The organism is Ralstonia mojiangensis (genome assembly GCF_023955645.1).
In the GTDB taxonomy this organism is placed as follows: domain Bacteria; phylum Pseudomonadota; class Gammaproteobacteria; order Burkholderiales; family Burkholderiaceae; genus Ralstonia; species Ralstonia mojiangensis.
The window spans coordinates 255,165-271,692 of sequence record NZ_JAMXHU010000002.1 but is presented as its reverse complement, the minus strand read 5'-3'; the positions used below and the strand labels follow the sequence as shown (position 1 = coordinate 271,692).

The 16,528-nt window shown below is 61.8% G+C and carries 19 protein-coding genes and 1 tRNA gene; 5 read left to right on the top strand and 15 right to left on the bottom strand.

Features of this window, described 5'->3' with window-relative positions:
* Positions 1–39: 39 nt before the first annotated feature.
* The 7 genes from NG898_RS07980 to ftsY all read right to left on the bottom strand — a co-directional run bounded on the left by NG898_RS07980 (position 40) and on the right by ftsY (position 4,941).
* Complete coding sequence (locus tag NG898_RS07980) at positions 40–552, bottom strand: hypothetical protein (RefSeq protein ID WP_252691841.1); 513 nt, start codon at positions 550–552, stop codon at positions 40–42.
* 89 nt (positions 553–641) lie between these two features.
* Entirely contained in the window at positions 642–1,163 is a 522-nt protein-coding gene (locus NG898_RS07975) for a hypothetical protein (RefSeq protein ID WP_252691840.1), read from the bottom strand.
* Positions 1,163–1,489, bottom strand: coding sequence for a hypothetical protein (locus NG898_RS07970; RefSeq protein WP_252691839.1), 327 nt, complete (start codon positions 1,487–1,489; stop codon positions 1,163–1,165). The genes NG898_RS07975 and NG898_RS07970 overlap by 1 nt, the downstream gene beginning before the upstream one ends.
* Positions 1,490–2,037: 548 nt before the next feature.
* On the bottom strand, positions 2,038–2,616 hold the full coding sequence (locus tag NG898_RS07965; protein WP_252691838.1) for a lysozyme: 579 nt from the start codon (positions 2,614–2,616) through the stop codon (positions 2,038–2,040).
* Positions 2,616–3,140, bottom strand: coding sequence for a PAAR domain-containing protein (locus NG898_RS07960; RefSeq protein WP_252691837.1), 525 nt, complete (start codon positions 3,138–3,140; stop codon positions 2,616–2,618). The genes NG898_RS07965 and NG898_RS07960 overlap by 1 nt, the downstream gene beginning before the upstream one ends.
* A gap of 11 nt (positions 3,141–3,151) precedes the next feature.
* The gene (locus NG898_RS07955) at positions 3,152–3,514 is read right to left on the bottom strand and encodes a PAAR domain-containing protein (RefSeq protein ID WP_252691836.1); all 363 of its coding nucleotides are present in this window, start codon (positions 3,512–3,514) and stop codon (positions 3,152–3,154) included.
* 248 nt (positions 3,515–3,762) lie between these two features.
* Complete coding sequence (gene ftsY, locus NG898_RS07950) at positions 3,763–4,941, bottom strand: signal recognition particle-docking protein FtsY (RefSeq protein WP_252691835.1); 1,179 nt, start codon at positions 4,939–4,941, stop codon at positions 3,763–3,765.
* Positions 4,942–5,001: 60 nt separating this feature from the next.
* Between ftsY and NG898_RS07945 the strand changes: the two genes are divergently transcribed.
* From NG898_RS07945 to NG898_RS07925, 5 genes are all read left to right on the top strand, one after another.
* On the top strand, positions 5,002–6,498 hold the full coding sequence (locus NG898_RS07945) for a M16 family metallopeptidase (RefSeq protein ID WP_252691834.1): 1,497 nt from the start codon (positions 5,002–5,004) through the stop codon (positions 6,496–6,498).
* Positions 6,498–7,850 carry a M16 family metallopeptidase gene (locus tag NG898_RS07940; protein WP_252691833.1) on the top strand — a complete coding sequence of 451 codons (1,353 nt, stop codon included), beginning with the start codon at positions 6,498–6,500 and terminating at the stop codon, positions 7,848–7,850. Before NG898_RS07945 ends, NG898_RS07940 begins: the two co-directional genes overlap by 1 nt.
* Before the next feature lie 94 nt (positions 7,851–7,944).
* Positions 7,945–8,601, top strand: a complete 657-nt coding sequence (rsmD, locus tag NG898_RS07935; protein ID WP_252691832.1) for a 16S rRNA (guanine(966)-N(2))-methyltransferase RsmD — start codon at positions 7,945–7,947, stop codon at positions 8,599–8,601.
* A 197-nt stretch (positions 8,602–8,798) separates the two neighbouring features.
* On the top strand, positions 8,799–9,302 hold the full coding sequence (gene coaD, locus NG898_RS07930; RefSeq protein ID WP_004633426.1) for a pantetheine-phosphate adenylyltransferase: 504 nt from the start codon (positions 8,799–8,801) through the stop codon (positions 9,300–9,302).
* Positions 9,303–9,352: 50 nt separating this feature from the next.
* Complete coding sequence (locus NG898_RS07925; RefSeq protein ID WP_004633424.1) at positions 9,353–9,616, top strand: YfhL family 4Fe-4S dicluster ferredoxin; 264 nt, start codon at positions 9,353–9,355, stop codon at positions 9,614–9,616.
* A gap of 66 nt (positions 9,617–9,682) precedes the next feature.
* On the opposite strand, the gene NG898_RS07920 is transcribed toward NG898_RS07925, so the two are convergent.
* The 8 genes from NG898_RS07920 to NG898_RS07885 form a co-directional block, all read right to left on the bottom strand.
* Positions 9,683–10,330, bottom strand: coding sequence for a DUF4124 domain-containing protein (locus tag NG898_RS07920; RefSeq protein WP_252691831.1), 648 nt, complete (start codon positions 10,328–10,330; stop codon positions 9,683–9,685).
* 33 nt (positions 10,331–10,363) lie between these two features.
* On the bottom strand, positions 10,364–10,966 hold the full coding sequence (gene pth, locus NG898_RS07915; protein WP_252691830.1) for an aminoacyl-tRNA hydrolase: 603 nt from the start codon (positions 10,964–10,966) through the stop codon (positions 10,364–10,366).
* 169 nt (positions 10,967–11,135) lie between these two features.
* Positions 11,136–11,762, bottom strand: a complete 627-nt coding sequence (locus NG898_RS07910) for a 50S ribosomal protein L25/general stress protein Ctc (RefSeq protein ID WP_037027681.1) — start codon at positions 11,760–11,762, stop codon at positions 11,136–11,138.
* A 151-nt stretch (positions 11,763–11,913) separates the two neighbouring features.
* Positions 11,914–12,864, bottom strand: coding sequence for a ribose-phosphate pyrophosphokinase (locus NG898_RS07905; protein ID WP_004633415.1), 951 nt, complete (start codon positions 12,862–12,864; stop codon positions 11,914–11,916).
* A gap of 82 nt (positions 12,865–12,946) precedes the next feature.
* A tRNA-Gln gene (locus tag NG898_RS07900) sits at positions 12,947–13,023 on the bottom strand.
* A 50-nt stretch (positions 13,024–13,073) separates the two neighbouring features.
* On the bottom strand, positions 13,074–13,943 hold the full coding sequence (gene ispE, locus NG898_RS07895) for a 4-(cytidine 5'-diphospho)-2-C-methyl-D-erythritol kinase (protein WP_252691829.1): 870 nt from the start codon (positions 13,941–13,943) through the stop codon (positions 13,074–13,076).
* 14 nt (positions 13,944–13,957) lie between these two features.
* Positions 13,958–14,581, bottom strand: a complete 624-nt coding sequence (gene lolB / locus NG898_RS07890; RefSeq protein WP_252691828.1) for a lipoprotein insertase outer membrane protein LolB — start codon at positions 14,579–14,581, stop codon at positions 13,958–13,960.
* Entirely contained in the window at positions 14,581–16,518 is a 1,938-nt protein-coding gene (locus NG898_RS07885; RefSeq protein WP_252691827.1) for a tetratricopeptide repeat protein, read from the bottom strand. The genes lolB and NG898_RS07885 overlap by 1 nt, the downstream gene beginning before the upstream one ends.
* Positions 16,519–16,528: the final 10 nt, after the last annotated feature.

Below are 16,528 nucleotides of genomic sequence, written 5' to 3'. Positions count from 1 at the left end.
GCTGAACTGGGCTGGAACGTGAGGTGAATATCAGACGACTCACTGCGTGTTGATCGAGATGATTTTGATCGTCGGCTTACTTGAGCCTCGTTCCGTGATACCGCTGATCCAAACCTGGCCGTTTCCGATCATGATGCCCCGGTAGCTCACGAATACATCCTCAAATCGTTGTGCTTCGATTGCGTCCTTCACGCGTTGGTTGAAGATCGACGGGTACTCCTTTCTAAATGCTGCCGGCGTCGCGATGCTGCTTGCTCGGTCTAGAGCATGGATGCGCAAGGGGTATTGGACGAGCCGACTGAGGGCATTCTTGTCATCGCGCTTGGTCGCGTCCTTCAAGCAGTCAAAAAATAGTTTTGCCTCGTCAAAGTCCAAGCCAGCTTGTTCATTCAATGCTCTACGAAACACATTTTCTGTCGAACGCGATGGAACAGAGAGTGAGGTTTCAGCTTCATAGCTCGACTTGCCGGTGAGCACGTGCGGGCAGTTGGCGTATGTTGTGCCGGGCGGCATTGCAAAAGACAGGGCTGCGATTGCTTGCAAATAGAGCAAGGGATTGGGGGCGCAGAGCCATAGCCAATGTTTGGAGGGGCGTCGTCGTTTCCTTCTGCGGCGCCGCCCATCTGTCGAAAAGTTGAAAGTCACCAATCAGCGGGTACGTTGGTGGGATCTTTGGACCATTCGGCGTACCCGACCGGCGACGTGCTCGTATGGATTCGGCGTAGCACGATGCGTTGAGATTGAATGGCGCTCTCCGCGTCATAACCGCTTCGATGTACGAGGCGACCTTTTACAGCGCTGGCGCCGATCGTGCCGGCAAACTCGAAAAGATCTCGTGATGGGCGCCCTTGCGGACCTGAGCTTCGGCTGAACTCAGTGCCGGTCGACAACTTTGCCCGAAATCTGATGGCGCTTGTCGAGGGGATGATCTGAGCGTTATCGATGATGCCGCACGGCGTTTCGATCCCGGTCGACACGCACAGCTTTCCGAAGATCCGTTTCCCCTCACGGTAAAGATCAAGGCTATACCCCTCAGTATGTGGGTCGTCGGTACTCCCGACAGTGCGCTGGTTAGAGAAGGAACCGAGATGCTGAGTGATCGTCGGCACTGCTGCTGAAGATGCGCCCATGAAAAAGAGCGCGGCAAGTAGAAGCCGGCGCATCAGTCCGTTGTCGACGACGTGGAGTGCTGCTCAGCCCCAGCTCTGATACGGGCTGGCTGGATATCAAAATTCTGCCTGTCGATGATCCAGCCATGCCCCTTCTTGCACTGAATCTCGGTGTGGAGATAGACCTTCATGACCACGCTGCGCAGTGGGGTGCATGCGTCGCCGGGCACCAAGGTGAACAAGACCCGGTCTTCGGTGTCCTCTTCTGAGGCATAGACAGAGGTACTTTGCTTCGTTGTCCACACTGCAGCTGCATGTTCTCTTGAGCATGCGGTGGCTACCAGGGCATTCAGTAGAAGCATTGGGGCAGAAATCCTCATGGACTCTCCTTGGCTTAAAGCCGTTTTTCACCGTGCTTGACCGGATCTTTCGTCTCGAGAAGCCAATAACTCCTGAATCTCGAATTGAGAAGAAGGAAACATCCCGCTGAGAAGCGTATTTTGCTTTTATCTATGTTTTTATTCTGCCTCTTCTTTACCATTGCGACATTTCTAAAAGATTCTTAAGAAATGAATTTTGTGCCTTCCTGAGTTCATATAGGCATCCCTCATAAATTGCGGGATACATAGATCCATCGGAACTCTTTTCCCATTTTTCGCCAGCGTCTCGTTGTAGTTCGCAAAATTTTTCAGCGTGCGATTGCGAAGTCATGTATTCGTCCAATAGTCGAGCATGAGAATTTCCATGGGGAATTGATTTCGAAACACTCTTATAAATTATCTCGTTCTCTTTGGTGAGATTGATTCTTGATTCTTGGTAGCATTGCGCATCCCCATATCCGCCTCCAAGATGTTTCAGGCAATCGGATTTGTTATCCGAAGCGGAAAAGGCGAAGCCCGATACGGTTACCAAGATTGGCGCGATTATTTTAGTGAGATGCATCATAAACGCCGGTTGTGAAAAGTCGTGCCTCCGAAGCGCGCCTTGCCTGCACACCTCTATTGGTCCCAGCGCGATAGCCTGGCAGGAACTTCGCCGTTGCAGGGTAGTCACCTGTATTGACTTTTTGAATCAACGAGTTTGCTCCTTGCCCGGCCCCGGTATTGTAAATAATGCTAACCAGGGCGTCATATTCATATTGTAGAAGCGGAACATGTACGTCGTTATTGATTCGGCGTTCTGCAATTGAAATATCTTTCCTCTTAAATTGTCTGGCTCGCTCTAGGGAAATGATTTGGCCGGCGGTTATGTTGTCGGATTGAAGAACTCTATGTCCGCATCCAACGGTCAAGATTCCAACATTATCGTAATATGCCTTTAATATGAATCCGTCCGTAACAACATGCCCTTGAAAGTTAACCCCGTTTAGCACCCCTGACTCCCACGTGGCGGTGAAGGACAGTCCTTCATCTGATACTTTCCATGGCTTCGATAATCTTGTTACGGTAACGGAAACGCAGGAGTCTGAGGTGTTGTTGGTTGTGGTAATGCAAATTGCATCCGGCATTAAACGCTCTCCCGATTTCCAATGTAAATGGAAACTTTTAGTGAATCATTGGTTTTAATGCGTTCTGTGCGGCCAGACTGATCAGTGGTCCCGTGTTTGATTTTCCCGTTGGGTAGCTTGGCCGTGTAGTACGTATTTGATAGCGGATTGCCCTGGCGATCCTTCAGCAGGAATTGCTCATCGAAGATCGGGGTGTGCGTGCTTGATTGGGACTTGGCATCGGATGCAGTCATCCGATTCACCGCAACCCGAAACTTATCCGTCGAAGCGATCGCGCGAGGGGGATTGGCGCATTTGCAGAAGATCCACGCACCTTGAATGGCGAGCTGGCGACCGCCCGGAAGCCCGAACGCTGGGCAGGCGTCATTAACTATGTGGCCTATGGATTTGCAGGCTGGGCAAGTTGCCAGATCCCCTTCCGCAGCCACCTCTTTGCCGTGGAACCGCATCCTGCCGGTGGCTATGATGACGCCACCCGTCGTTGTTAAGTCACCATGCCTGAGGCCGGGGCGCATGTCTTCCATGATCGGCCCCCTCAGATCACGCTGCCGGTCGCCGGCTCCGGACGGTACGCCGGGTCAAGCAGGCCGATGATGGGCGCGTCCGCCGGTTCATCGAAAGTTAGGGCCGTGATTGGCGACGAAACAATGGTGTCGCCGTTGCTCAGTGGGCTGCCAATAATCGCAACGGGACGGTCGTCGTCCACCATCGCCATGCCCGCACCCGCGGTAATGGCAGCCACGCTGCCGTCTGGGTAGACAGCCTCATCGCCCACGAGCAGGAGCGTGTGTCCGCTATCTCGGACGCTGCTGGAGCCCTGAATGGTCTCGCCGCCGTTGGCTGTCTTCGCGCCGTTGAACGCCACGACGTAGACCTTGCCGGATTGTGTGTTTTGCATCTGCCATCTCCAATGGAGCACTTCGCTGAAGTGCTCCATTGGAGCAGCGCCATGCGCAGAATCTCAATCAGACAATTCCAATTCGGCGGGGGTTTGAAATCAGCGTAGGGGGCATGCTGATCGGAGGCTAGGTTGAGCCTTAACACATGCCATGTGCTGGTGGGTGCTGAGCGCCGATAAGTTCGACCGCAAATGGAAACGCCCTGAACAATTCAGGGCGTTTCTGTGCAACAAGGTTTCGCAGGACGTTATCCCAACAACGCATCCGCAAATTCGCGCGCGGAAAACGGCTGCAGATCCTCCACCTGCTCGCCCACGCCGATGAAGTACACCGGCACCGGCCGCTGCCGTGCGATGGCGGCCAGGATGCCGCCCTTGGCGGTACCGTCCAGCTTGGTGACGATCAGGCCAGTGAGGCCCAGCGCTTCGTCAAAGGCTTTGACTTGCGCGAGAGCGTTCTGCCCCGTGTTGCCGTCGATCACCAGCAGCGTTTCGTGCGGCGCCGTGGCCATCGCCTTGGCGGTGACGCGGCGCACTTTCTTGAGTTCTTCCATCAGGTGCAGCTGCGTCGGCAGGCGGCCGGCGGTGTCGGCCATGACGATGTCGATGCCGCGTGCGCGCGCAGCGTTCACTGCATCGAAGATCACGGCGGCCGGGTCGCCGGATTCCTGCGCCACGACCGTGACGTTGTTGCGCTGACCCCAGATCACGAGCTGCTCGCGCGCGGCGGCGCGGAAGGTGTCGCCCGCGGCCAGCAGCACCGATTGACCGTAGGTCTGGAAGTGCTTGCAGAGCTTACCGATGCTGGTCGTTTTACCGGCGCCGTTCACGCCCGCGATCATGATCACCATCGGTTGCTCGCGGCCGAGCACCATGGTTTTTTCCAGCGGGTGCAGCAGTTCGACCAGCAGATCGCGCAGGGCGGTCTTCACGCCCTCGGCGGTTTCGATGCGCTGTGCCTTGACGCGGCGGCGCAGTTCGCCCAGCAGGTATTCGGTGGCGTCGACACCGGCGTCGGCCATCAGCAGCGCGGTTTCCAACTCTTCGAACAGCGCTTCGTCGACCTTCACGCCGACGAAGAGCGTGGTCAGGCCTTTGCTCGTCTTCGACAGTCCGGAGCGCAGGCGTGACATCCAGCCCTTGCGGGCCTGTTCGATGACGGCTGGCGTGGGCACGGTTTCGACGTCGTCGGCTTGCACGTCGAGCGCAGGTTGCGCAGCAGGTGCGTCCGGCACGGCAACGTGGGCCGGCGCCGCGACAGGTGCGGGAGCGGGTGCAGCGATGGGCTGGGGCGCAGCAACCGGGGCAGGTACGGGCGCAGGGATGGCAGCCGGGGCAGGCGCCTGCGCGGCTTCGGGTGCCGCTGCGGGCGTGGGTTCGGCGGCCGGTTGGGGCTCTGCCTTGCGCTTCTTCCAGAAACTAAACATCGTAAAAGGCAGTCTATTTCGCCGTTAGAATCAAACGTCGAATTTTATCAGACAGCCCTTATGCGCTCTTCCATGCGAATCGTTTCAAACCGGGCTCGGTCGCGAGTCTGGCAATTGGCTGCGGCGGCCCTGGCGGCAGGCCTGCTGGCCGGCCATGTTGGCGCGCAGGAACTTGCTGCTGCGCCCGGGCGCCCGGTGGCTACCGCCAGCGGCGCCAAAGTGGGCGCCAGCCAGTCCGACACGCACGAATACAAGCTGCCCAACGGGCTGCAACTGATCGTCAAGGAAGACCACCGTGCCCCCACCGTGGCGCACATGGTCTGGTATCACGCCGGCAGCATCGACGAGCACAACGGCACCACGGGTGTCGCCCACATGCTTGAACACATGATGTTCAAGGGCACGAAGGCTGTTGGCCCTGGCGAGTTCTCCCGCCGCGTGGCAGCGCTGGGCGGCCGTGAAAACGCCATGACCACGCGCGATTTCACGATGTACTTCCAGCAGATCGAGAAGTCGCACCTGGCCGATGTGATGGGACTTGAAGCCGATCGCATGGCCAATCTCCAGCTGACCGACAAGGAGTTCAAGCCGGAGATGAATGTGGTGAAGGAAGAGCGCCGCATGCGCATCGACGACTCCGCCCGTTCCACCGTGTATGAGCAGATGCTCGCCACGCTGTTCAACGCTGCGCCATACCGGAACCCGACCATCGGCTGGCCGGGCGATCTCGACACGATGACGGTGCAGGACGCGCAGAACTGGTACCACGCCTGGTACACGCCCAACAACGTCACCGTGATCGTCGCGGGCGACGTGAACCCCGATGAAGTTTTCCGCCTGGCGCAACGCACCTACGGCAAGCTCAAGCCGCATGCGTTGCCGCGCCGCTATGCACAGGAAGAGCCCAAGCAGATTGGCGTGAAACGCATCTGGGTGAAGGCGCCTGCCGAGAACCCGTACGTTGTGCTGGCATACAAGGTGCCGCGCCTGAGCGATGTGGAAAAAGACGTCGATCCGTACGCGCTGGAAGTCCTGTCGGCCGTGCTCGATGGCTATGACAGCGCGCGCCTCTCGAGCCAGCTCGTCAAGGGTGAAAAGCGTATCGCCGACGATGTCAACGCCGGCTACGACGGCCTGAACCGCGGCCCCTCGATCTTCCTGATGGACGGCACGCCCGCCGACGGCCATACCACCGCCGAGATTGAACAGGCGCTGCGCGCGCAGATCGAGCGCATCGCCAAGGAAGGCGTGACCGATGCCGAACTGAAGCGCGTGAAGGCACAGGTTGTGGCCGCGCAGATCTACAAGCGCGACTCGGTGTTCGGTCAGGGCATGGAGATCGGCATGAACGAGATGAGCGGTCTGTCGTGGCGGTCCATCGATCGCCAGTTGGAGAAGATCAAGGCCGTGACGTCGGCGCAGATCCAGCACGTGGCGCAGACGTACTTCAGCGAAGACAACCTTGTCGTCGCCACGCTGCTGCCGCAACCGATCGATCCCAACAAACCGGCGCGCAAGCCTGTTCCTGGCATGCGCGATGAAGGAGGGCTGCGTTGATGCGCGCCATGTCTCTGACCCTGAAGACGGCGCTGGTCGCCATTGTTGCAGCGGCGGCGCAGAGTGCTCTGGCCGCGCTGCCCATCGAACACTGGACGGCACCGACGGGCGCCCGCGTGTTTTTCGTGCCGAGCCCGTCGATTCCGATGCTCGACATCAACCTCGACGTGGATGCCGGCTCGCGCTACGAGCCGGCTGCGAAGGTGGGCCTCGCCTCGCTCACAGCGGGCATGCTCGACAAGGGCGTCGCGGCGCAGGGCAACGCGCCCGCGCGCGATGAAGCCGCGATTGCCGATGCGTTTGCCGATGTGGGCGCAAGCTTTGGCGGCGGCGCCGGTGGCGACCGCACGAGCCTGCGCCTGCGCACACTGTCCGACCCCGTTGAGCGCGGCCCGGCCATCGCGCTGATGACGCAGATCGTCTCGGCGCCGACTTTTCCCGATGCCGTGCTCGCGCGCGACAAGCAGCGCCTCGTGGCAGCCATTCGCGAGTCGCTGACCAAGCCCTCGGTGCTGGCCGAGCGCGCATTCGGCAAGGCCATCTACGGCACGCATCCGTATGGGCAGACCGCTTCGCCGGAAACGGTGGAGAGCATCACGCGTGACGATATCGTGCGCTACTACCAAGCCAACTACACGGCCAAGCGCGCAGTGGTAACGCTCATCGGTGCGATCAGTCGCAAGGAAGCCGAGGCCATCGCCGAGCAGATCACGCGTGGCCTGCCCGCTGACGGTGCCACGCCGCCGGCGCTGCCCGACGTGAAGATGCCGCTGGCGAAAGCGGAGACGATCCGCATACCGCACCCGGCGCAGCAGGCGACGATCATCCTCGGGCAACCGGGCATTGCGCGCGGCGACAAGGATTACTTCCCGCTGCTGGTCGGCAATTACGTGCTGGGCGGGGGCGGCTTCAGCGCGCGTCTGACCAATGAAGTGCGGGAGAAGCGCGGCCTGACGTACAGCATCGGCAGCTACTTCGCGCCCGCTGCGCAGCCCGGTCCGTTCGAGCTGGCGCTGCAGACGCGCAAGGACCAGACCGAGGAAGCGCTGGGCGTGGTGCGTGACACGGTTGCCAAGTTCGTCACCGATGGCCCGACCGACGCGGAACTGAAGGCCGCCAAGGACAACCTCGTCAACGGTTTCCCGCTGCGCCTGGACAGCAACCGCAAGCTGCTGGACAACGTGGCCAACATCGGCTGGTACAACCTTCCGCTCGATTACCTGGACACGTGGACGCAGCGCATCGCGGCTGTCACGCGTGACCAGGTGCGCACGGCATTCCAGCGCGCACTGCAACCGCAGACCATGGCGACGATCGTGGTGGGCGGTCCGGATAAAACCGCCGCGAACTGACGCACGGCGGCTGAATCCAAAAAAACCGGCGGCATTTCCCGCCGGTTTTTGTTTGCGCTCGTTTTATGGAGCAACAGCCCCTAAAATCGCGCCCATGGCACCTCGTACCTCCAGCTCCAAAGGCCCCAAGGCCAAGACCGCCACGTCGCATGCGCGCGCGCCGCAGCAGGTTCGCATCATCGGCGGGCAATACAAGCGCACGCCGCTCCCGGTGGTCGACGCCGACGGCCTGCGCCCGACCAGCGACCGCGTCCGCGAAACCGTCTTCAACTGGCTCGGTCAGGATCTGACGGGCTGGCGCTGCGCCGACATCTTTGCCGGCACCGGCGCGCTCGGTTTTGAGGCGGCTTCGCGCGGCGCCGCGCACGTGACGCTCATCGAAAACCATGCCCCGGCCGTGCGCGCGTTGCATGCGATTCGCGACAAGCTCGGCGCACGCATGGTCGACATCGTCTCCGGGGATGCCTTTGCCTGGCTCGCTCGCCAGCCCGATGCTGCGCTCGATGCGGTTTTCATCGATCCGCCGTTTGCACAGGACTGGACGGTGCGCGCACTGGAAGCCGCAACCCGGGTGGTCAAGCCAGGAGGCGTGATCTACGTTGAAGCGTCGCAGCCGTTAGTGGATGTGAGTACTGATTCACATGGCGATCAGCCAGCCGCCGGCATCGCGCTGCCTGCCGATCTGGTGCTTCACAAACACCTGCGCGCCGGTGCGGTGCATGCGCATTTGCTGCTCCGCAAAAACGGTTAAACTACGCCGCTCGCAACCGATGCATGAGCATCGGGCGGCACCTGCAACGCGGGTGCCCTCGGTGGGTATCGGTGGCACAGGCGGCAGGCTCGGGATCTGCCGCGCTCGATAACGCAACGGTGTCCGAACGCAGTACCGGCGCGGCCATGTCCCACGCCGACGCTTGCGGATGCTCTTTTCCCCTTGGTGGAGGAACCATGGTGATCGCGGTTTATCCCGGCACTTTCGATCCGTTCACGCGCGGCCACGAAGACCTCGTGCGGCGTGCGTCCAACATCTTCGACGAGCTGATCGTCGGGGTGGCGCAGAGTCCGAACAAGCGGCCATTCTTTGCGCTGGAAGAGCGCATCGAGATCGCCCGTGAAGTGCTCGGCCATTACCCGAACGTGCGGGTCGAAGGCTTTTCTGGCCTTTTGAAGGATTTCGTGCGCAAGAACGGCGCGCGCGTCATCGTGCGGGGCCTGCGTGCCGTGTCGGACTTCGAGTACGAATTCCAGATGGCCGGCATGAACCGCTACCTGCTGCCGGACGTGGAAACCATGTTCCTCACGCCGTCGGATCAATACCAGTTCATCTCGGGCACGTTCGTGCGCGAAATCGCCGTGCTTGGCGGTGATGTAAGCAAGTTCGTGTTCCCCTCGGTCGAAAAGTGGCTCAAGGAAAAGACCGGCAAGACGGAAGGGTCGGGGAAATCGGAATAAAATGACGCTTTGGCGAGCGCGGGCTCGCCGGCCATTTCAAGGAAGGCATCATGGCGCTCATAATCACCGATGAGTGCATCAATTGCGACGTATGCGAGCCTGAGTGCCCCAACGGCGCGATTTCGATGGGCCCGGAGATCTACGTGATCGACCCGGGCAAATGTACCGAATGCGTCGGCCACTTTGACGAGCCTCAGTGCCAGCAGGTCTGTCCGGTGGATTGCATCCCCAAAGACCCGGCCCATGAGGAAACGCACGAGCAGTTGATGCAGAAGTACACCCAGCTCACCTCAGCACCACCGCGGGCGGCGTGAGGAAAAAAAAGAGACGGCTTTGGTCGTCTCTTTGCATTGGTGCCTACCGTTTCGTTGGCAGGCCGTTTACTGGATTGGCAGCAGATCTTCCGGCCCTTCGTACGCATAGCCCGGCTCGCAGACGATGCGGTAGTGCGGGTAATGCGGACGCGGCGGGCGCGGCACGATGGGTGTGGGCGCCACCGGCGCTTGTGCGAACGGCTTCGGGCCATTGCCAGGTTGGCGCAGCGCGCCAGCGGGCGGTGCGGGAGGTTGGCGAATGACCGGCATCGGCGTCGGATACGGTTGCGGGTAAGGCGCCGGATACGGCAACGGGCCCACGTAGACGCGATGGCAGTAGCGAACGCCTTCCTGCGCAACCACCACTTTCTGTCGTTGCTCGCGGCGTGCCTGTTCTGCCGCCTGCGCGGCTATCTGGGCTTGGCGAGCGTCTTCCGCAGCCTGCGCTTTGCGGCGCGCGGTCTCCATCTGCTGCACTTCGGCGGCTTCGGCGCTGGCGCGTTCGCGGGCAGCCTTTTGGTCGGCGGCGCTGGGCGTGTTGTCGATCATCGGCACGGGCTGCGCGCGCGTACCGCAGGGATGGTCGGAATAGGTCGTCTGGCCGTTCTCGCTGCAGCGATACACCTGCGCTTGCGCCGGCAGGCTAGCCGCCAGGCCGAGCGCCAGACCCGCCAGCACGGCGGCGCGTGAGGTCAGTTTGGCAAACGGTGTCATGGCGGTGTCCTCAGTGTCCTCGGTGTCGGCGGATCAGCGTGCGGTGTGCAGGCACATCATGGCTTTCTCGGCGTTGCCGGCAATCAGCTCGGGCAGCGCATCCAGGCTCTGATCGATGGCGCGGTCGATTAGGTCCTGCTCTTCCTTGCGAGGCGCTTTGAGCACGAAGTTGGCAACGTCATGCTGGCCGGATGGTGACGTGCCCGGAGGCAACAGGTTGCGCGGGTGGCCGATGCCCAGCCGCAGCCGCCAGAACTGTTGCGTGGTCAGGTGTGCGGCAATGTCCTTCAGGCCGTTATGCCCGCCGGAACCGCCCCCGAGCTTGAGTTTGACAGCGCCGGGCGGCAAATCCAGTTCGTCATGCACGACCAGGATTTCATCGGGCATGACCTTGTAGAAACGGGCCAATGCCACGGTGGCCAGGCCGGAGCGGTTCATGAAGGTTTGCGGCTGCAGCAGCCACACCTCGTGGCCCCAAAGGTTGGCGCGGGCTGCATAGCCGTGAAAGCGCGTCTCGTTGCGCAGCGTCACGTTGCCGATGCGCGCGAGTTGGTCGACCAGCCAGAAGCCGGCGTTGTGTCGCGTCGCCGCATATTCGGCGCCCGGATTGCCGAGGCCGACGATGAGTTTGATCATGCGATTCGTATCAGGTTGAGGTGCGGGAAGCGCCCCTTGATCGTACAAGCATAGCTGCTTTCCGCAGCCTGAAAGCGGTACGGCTCGCCCCGCTCAGGCAGAAAAAAAGCCCGGCGAGACAGGCTCGGCGGGCTTTTTTCGCTCGCACCGAAGTGCGAGGTGCAGCAACTTAGGCTGCCGGCTTGTCTTCGCCTGCAGCAGCAGCGCCTTCTTCGGCGGCAGCGGACTTCTCGCCAGCCGGCACGCTGATGTTGGCAACAGCCGGGTTCTCATCGCCACCGTGGGTGAGGATGGTCACGCCCTTCGGCAGCTTCAGGTCAGCGATGTGCAGAGTCTGGCCGATTTCCAGCGAACCCAGATCCACTTCGATGAACTCGGGCAGGTCGGCCGGCAGGCACGACACTTCAACGTCGTTCAGGATGTGGTTCACGATGCCGTGGCCCAGCTTCACGCCCGGTGCGGTTTCCTGGTTCAGGAAGTGCAGCGGCACCTTGACGTGGATCTTTTCCTTGGCCGACACGCGCTGGAAGTCGACGTGCAGAACCAGTTGCTTGAACGGGTGCAGTTGGAAGTCACGCAGCAGCGCCTTTTCCACCTTGCCAGCCACTTCGATGTCGAGGATCGACGAGTGGAAGGCTTCCTTTTTCAGCGCGTGGTACAGCGCGTTGTGATCGAGTTCGATCAGCTTCGGCTCGGCGCCAGCGCCGTAAATGATGGCCGGGGTTTTGCCGGAATTGCGCAGGCGGCGGCTCGCACCAGTGCCCTGAACGCTACGCTCGAAAGCGACAACTTTCATGATTGCTCCAAACGAAAAGACGACTCGCGACCAAGCCGTCTGGTGAACGGGGCGCCATATTGCGCCCCGCAGACACCGCAGAAGTGCCGTCTAAACGACGTTTTCTGCAGTAAAGCCTTGAATTATAACAGTAAGCCGCTCGGGTGCCGAATTACTCAGCAAACAGCGACATGATCGAATCACCGCGCACGATGCGGGTGAAGGTCTCGGCCAGCAGCGGCGCGGTCGAGAGTTGGCGGATCTTGCCGCACTTGATGGCGTCTTCGCGCAGCGGGATGGTGTCGGTCACGACCACTTCGTCAAGCGCCGAGTCTGCAATGCGGGCAGCTGCGCCGCCCGACAGTACCGGATGCGTGCAATACGAAAACACTTGCTTGGCACCGCGCTCTTTGAGCACCTGCGCGGCTTTGCACAGCGTACCGCCGGTGTCGATCATGTCGTCCATGATCACGCAGTTGCGGCCGTCGACTTCACCGATGATGTTCATCACCTCAGCCACGTTGGCCTTCGGGCGACGCTTGTCGATGATTGCCAGATCCACGCCGAGTTGCTTGGCGAGTGCACGGGCGCGCACCACACCGCCGACGTCAGGCGACACCACCAGCAGGTCTTCGTAGTTCTTCTTGCGCAGGTCTTCGAGCAGGATCGGCGACGCGTAGATGTTGTCGACCGGGATATCGAAGAAGCCTTGAATTTGGTCAGCGTGGAGGTCCATCGTCAGCACGCGCTCGACGCCGGCGACCTCCAGCATGTTGGCCACGACCTTGGCAGTGATCGCCACACGCGCCGAACGCGGGCGACGGTCCTGGCGGGCATAGCCGAAGTAGGGGATGGCGGCCGTGATGCGGCGGGCAGACGCGCGCTTGAGCGCATCGACCATCACCATCAGTTCCATCAGGTTGTCGTTGGTCGGGGCGCAGGTGGATTGCAGGATGAATACGTGCTTGCCGCGCACGTTCTCCTGGATCTCGACCTGAACTTCACCATCGGAGAATCGGCCGACGAGGGCCTTGCCTAGGGGAATGCCTAGGTGCTTGACGACAGCTTCGGCGAGTTTCGGGTTGGCGTTGCCGGTAAAAACCATCAAGCCTTCGCTGCTCATCGGGGCACCTGTTTTTCGACTTCAGACGCGCCGGTCAGTTAAAGCACCAACCGGGCTATTGCTGGGAACATGAGGAAGAAAATGGCAGGGGCGGAAGGATTCGAACCTACGCATGCCGGAATCAAAATCCGGTGCCTTAACCAGCTTGGCGACGCCCCTACACAACCTATTGGTTACCGCCTCCATTGCAGAAGCGATAACTGCAAACCTTACACAGCAAATCCTGCGAGCGGGTGATGCGCCAGACCTGCCGCACACCGACCTTCCCATTCGGAAGGCACCTGATCCGCTACCGCTTGCGCATGCTCGACGTTGTCGAACGGAGCAAACACGCAGGCACCGGATCCGGTCATTCTTGCCAGAGGGCTGAATTGACGCAGCCAGACAAGTGCTCGGGCGATTTCGCCGTATTTCCTTTCCGCCACCGCTTGCAGATCGTTGCGACCGTAAGCGAAAACAATTTGTTGGTCAGGAAAGTCCGTAATTATGGTGAGTGGCGTATCGCGTGTCAACCCTTCATCGGAAAAAATTGCGGGGGTGGGCACATGCACGCGTGGGTGAATCACCACGAAGGCAGCCGGGGGCAGCGTGACGGGTGTGAGTTCTTCGCCGATGCCCTCGGCGAAGGCGTTCTGGCCGAACACAAAGAAGGGCACGTCGGCGCCGAGCTTGAGGCCGATCGACATCAGTTGCGTGCGTGGCAGATCAAGGCCCCAGAGGCGATTGAGCGCGAGCAGCGTGGTGGCGGCATCAGACGAGCCACCGCCAATGCCACCGCCCATCGGCAGACGTTTCTCGATGGCGATGTCGACGCCGTAGGTGCAGCCCGTTTCCGCTTGCAACAGGCGCGCGGCGCGGATCACGAGGTCGTCATCGGCGGGCACGCCTGGGATATCGGTGATGCGCACGAGACGGCCGTCGGTGCGGCGCGCGAAATCCAGCGTGTCGCACCAGTCGATCAACTGGAAGACGGTTTGCAGCAGGTGGTAGCCATCGGGCCGGCGGCCAACCACGTGCAGAAAGAGGTTGAGCTTGGCGGGCGCAGGGCAATCACGCAGCTCGACGGGTGCGGAAGACATGGCGAAGCGTGGCGTTACTGGTCGAGCACGAGCCGCACCGAGAGCGGTCCATTGGTGCCTTGCGGGCGGTCAAGATCGAGTCGGCGGATGCTGGCCTTGGCGCCGTCGGAATTGTTGCCGTCGTCAGTCCAGGCGACGTAATGGACAGTCCAGCCGTTCTGCTCGATGGTTTCGGGGCGCGATTGCGCATCACGTGCGACGCGTGCCGGTGTGCCGGGGGCAGGGCGAGCGCGCAGCCAGTCGCGCAGGCCCGAGACCGGCAGCGAAAAGCCGAGCGCATCCTGCATCAGCGTGTCGACTTCGGGGGCGCGGCGCGGCGGCTGGTTCGGCAGTTCGAGCGTGGCGCCCTGATTGCTCTGGCTGACGATGGCCAGCGTCTGGCCCAGCGGCGACATCAGCTCAAGCTGCACGTTGGGCCCGCGCTCACGCCAGAGGAAGCTGCCGACGGCGCTTTGCTCGGCGTTGTTCTGCGTGTAACGGGCTGAGAAGCGACCCTGATAGCGCGTAATGGTGGCATCGGCGTCTTGCGTGCCGGCGAAAAGATCGTTGGCTGGCCGCAAGTTTGCGCAGCCGCTGAACAGCGCGCAGCCAGCGCCGAGCATCAGCGCGCCAAGCGCGCGTGTGAACCGCATCGCCATCAATTTGCACTCACGGGAACATTCGGCACCGGCTGGCCAAAGCGGCGCAGCGTGTCGCGCAGCGTGGTGTCGTTCACGTCGAGCTTGGACGCTTCGGTCCAGATCTGGCGCGCGTCGTCTTGCTTGCCCGATTGCCACAGCACTTCGCCCAGGTGCGCGCCGATTTCGGCTTGCGGGGCGGCGGCCCACGCCTTGCGCAGGATGTCTGTGGCGGCGGGCAGATCGCCGCGACGGTATTTGACCCAGCCCAGGCTGTCGGCGATGTAGGGATCATCCGGCGCCAGCGACACGGCTTTTTCCAGCAGCTCCTGCGCTTCCTGCAGGCGCACGTTGCGATCCGCCAGCGAATAGCCGAGCGCGTTGTAGCCAATGGCTTGGCCCGGACGCAGGTCGATCACCTTACGCAGCAGCGTTTCCATGTTGTCGTAGTGGCCGTCGTGCTCTTCGAGCATCGCCAGTTGGTACGTGTATTCGACGTTGTCCGGATCGCTCTTGAGCAGCTCGTTGACGCGGGCGCGGGCACGGCCGTAGGCCTTGGCGTCCATCAGCATGCCGATTTCAGCTTGGCGGATGCCATCCATCAGGGCCTGGCGGCGCGGGCCGTCGGGCACGTCTTCGGAATCGGCGACGAGCTCGTCGAAGGTCTGTTGTGCCTCGTCAATGCGACGCAGCTTGCCGAGCAACTGGCCACGCTTGATGCCGGCTGCCAGCGCGGTCTGACCGTCGGCGTCGCCATTGGCGGAACCGGTGATCTTGTCGACCCAGCCCAGCGCGCCTGCGTAGTCGCGCTTTTCCTCGGCCAACTGGGCGAGGCCCTGGTAGCCGGGTTCGGGGCTCAGCGTGGGCAACTTGGCGGTGGCAGCGACGTATTCCTTCAGGTAACGCTCGGCGTCGTCGTACTGGCGCTGCTGCAGGTTAAGCAGGCCCAGGGCAAGCGTGATGCGCGCATCGTTGGGCGCGATCTTCTTGAGCGTTTCGAATTCAGCGCGCGCCTTGTCCTGCTGATTGCGCACGAGATACATGCGGGCGAGCGCCAGGTGGCCGTCGATGGAGGCTGGCGCGGCTTTCAGGAAGCTGCGCAGACCGGCGATGGCGGCATCGGGGTCGCTGTCGGCACGCAACTCTGCGGCGAGGATGGCGGCGTCTTCATAACCAGGGCGCAGCTTGAGCGCGGTGTCCAGTTCCGTCAGCGCGCCGGGGATGTCCTTGGCGGCAACCTTCGCGCGAGCCAAGGCCAGATGCGTTTCTGGGCGCTGCATGTCATGCGAGGCGATGCGCTGCAGCGCGCCTACGGCGCCCGCCGGATCGCTGCTCTTGGACATCTGCTGCTGCAATTGCAGCAGGGCATCGGCACGCTGGCCGGGCGAGACCTTGTTCAACTGCGCCTGCAGCATCGGCTCGACGTCCGACCACTGGCCCGTGGCCACCAGGAGGAGCTGCTGCACCTGGCGTGCCGGCATGGATGTCGGCGACAGTTCCACCCACAGGCGCGCGGCGGTCAGCGCTTGCGCGGGGGAACGCGTCAGAAAAGCGATTTCCGTGGCGCGCTGGGCAAAGCGGGGGTCGCGCGTGTCCTGTGCGAGCGCGAGGTAGGTTCGATACGCCGGCTCGACCAGCCCACGCTGCAGCGACACTTCCGATGCCAGCACGCGGTACATGATGTCTTCAGTGAGCGCGACACGCGGCAGATCGGTGCGCTCCGAATTCAGCAGGCCGGTGCGCGGGCGCGAGCGTTCAATCTGGATGGCTGCGCGGCCGCCCGTGCCGCCTTCCTGGGCCGCCTGGGCAAGGAGCGGGGTGCCGGCAACCGACTGCGACGACCAGGCCGGCAGGCTCGTCAGCCCTCCTGCCACCAGCGCGGCCAGAAGGGCCGTTCGGCTGCGCAGGAATCGCCGCGGGCGTTGCGTCGCGGGCGAACGGGAGAGGGCGTGAGGCATGGTCTCGAAG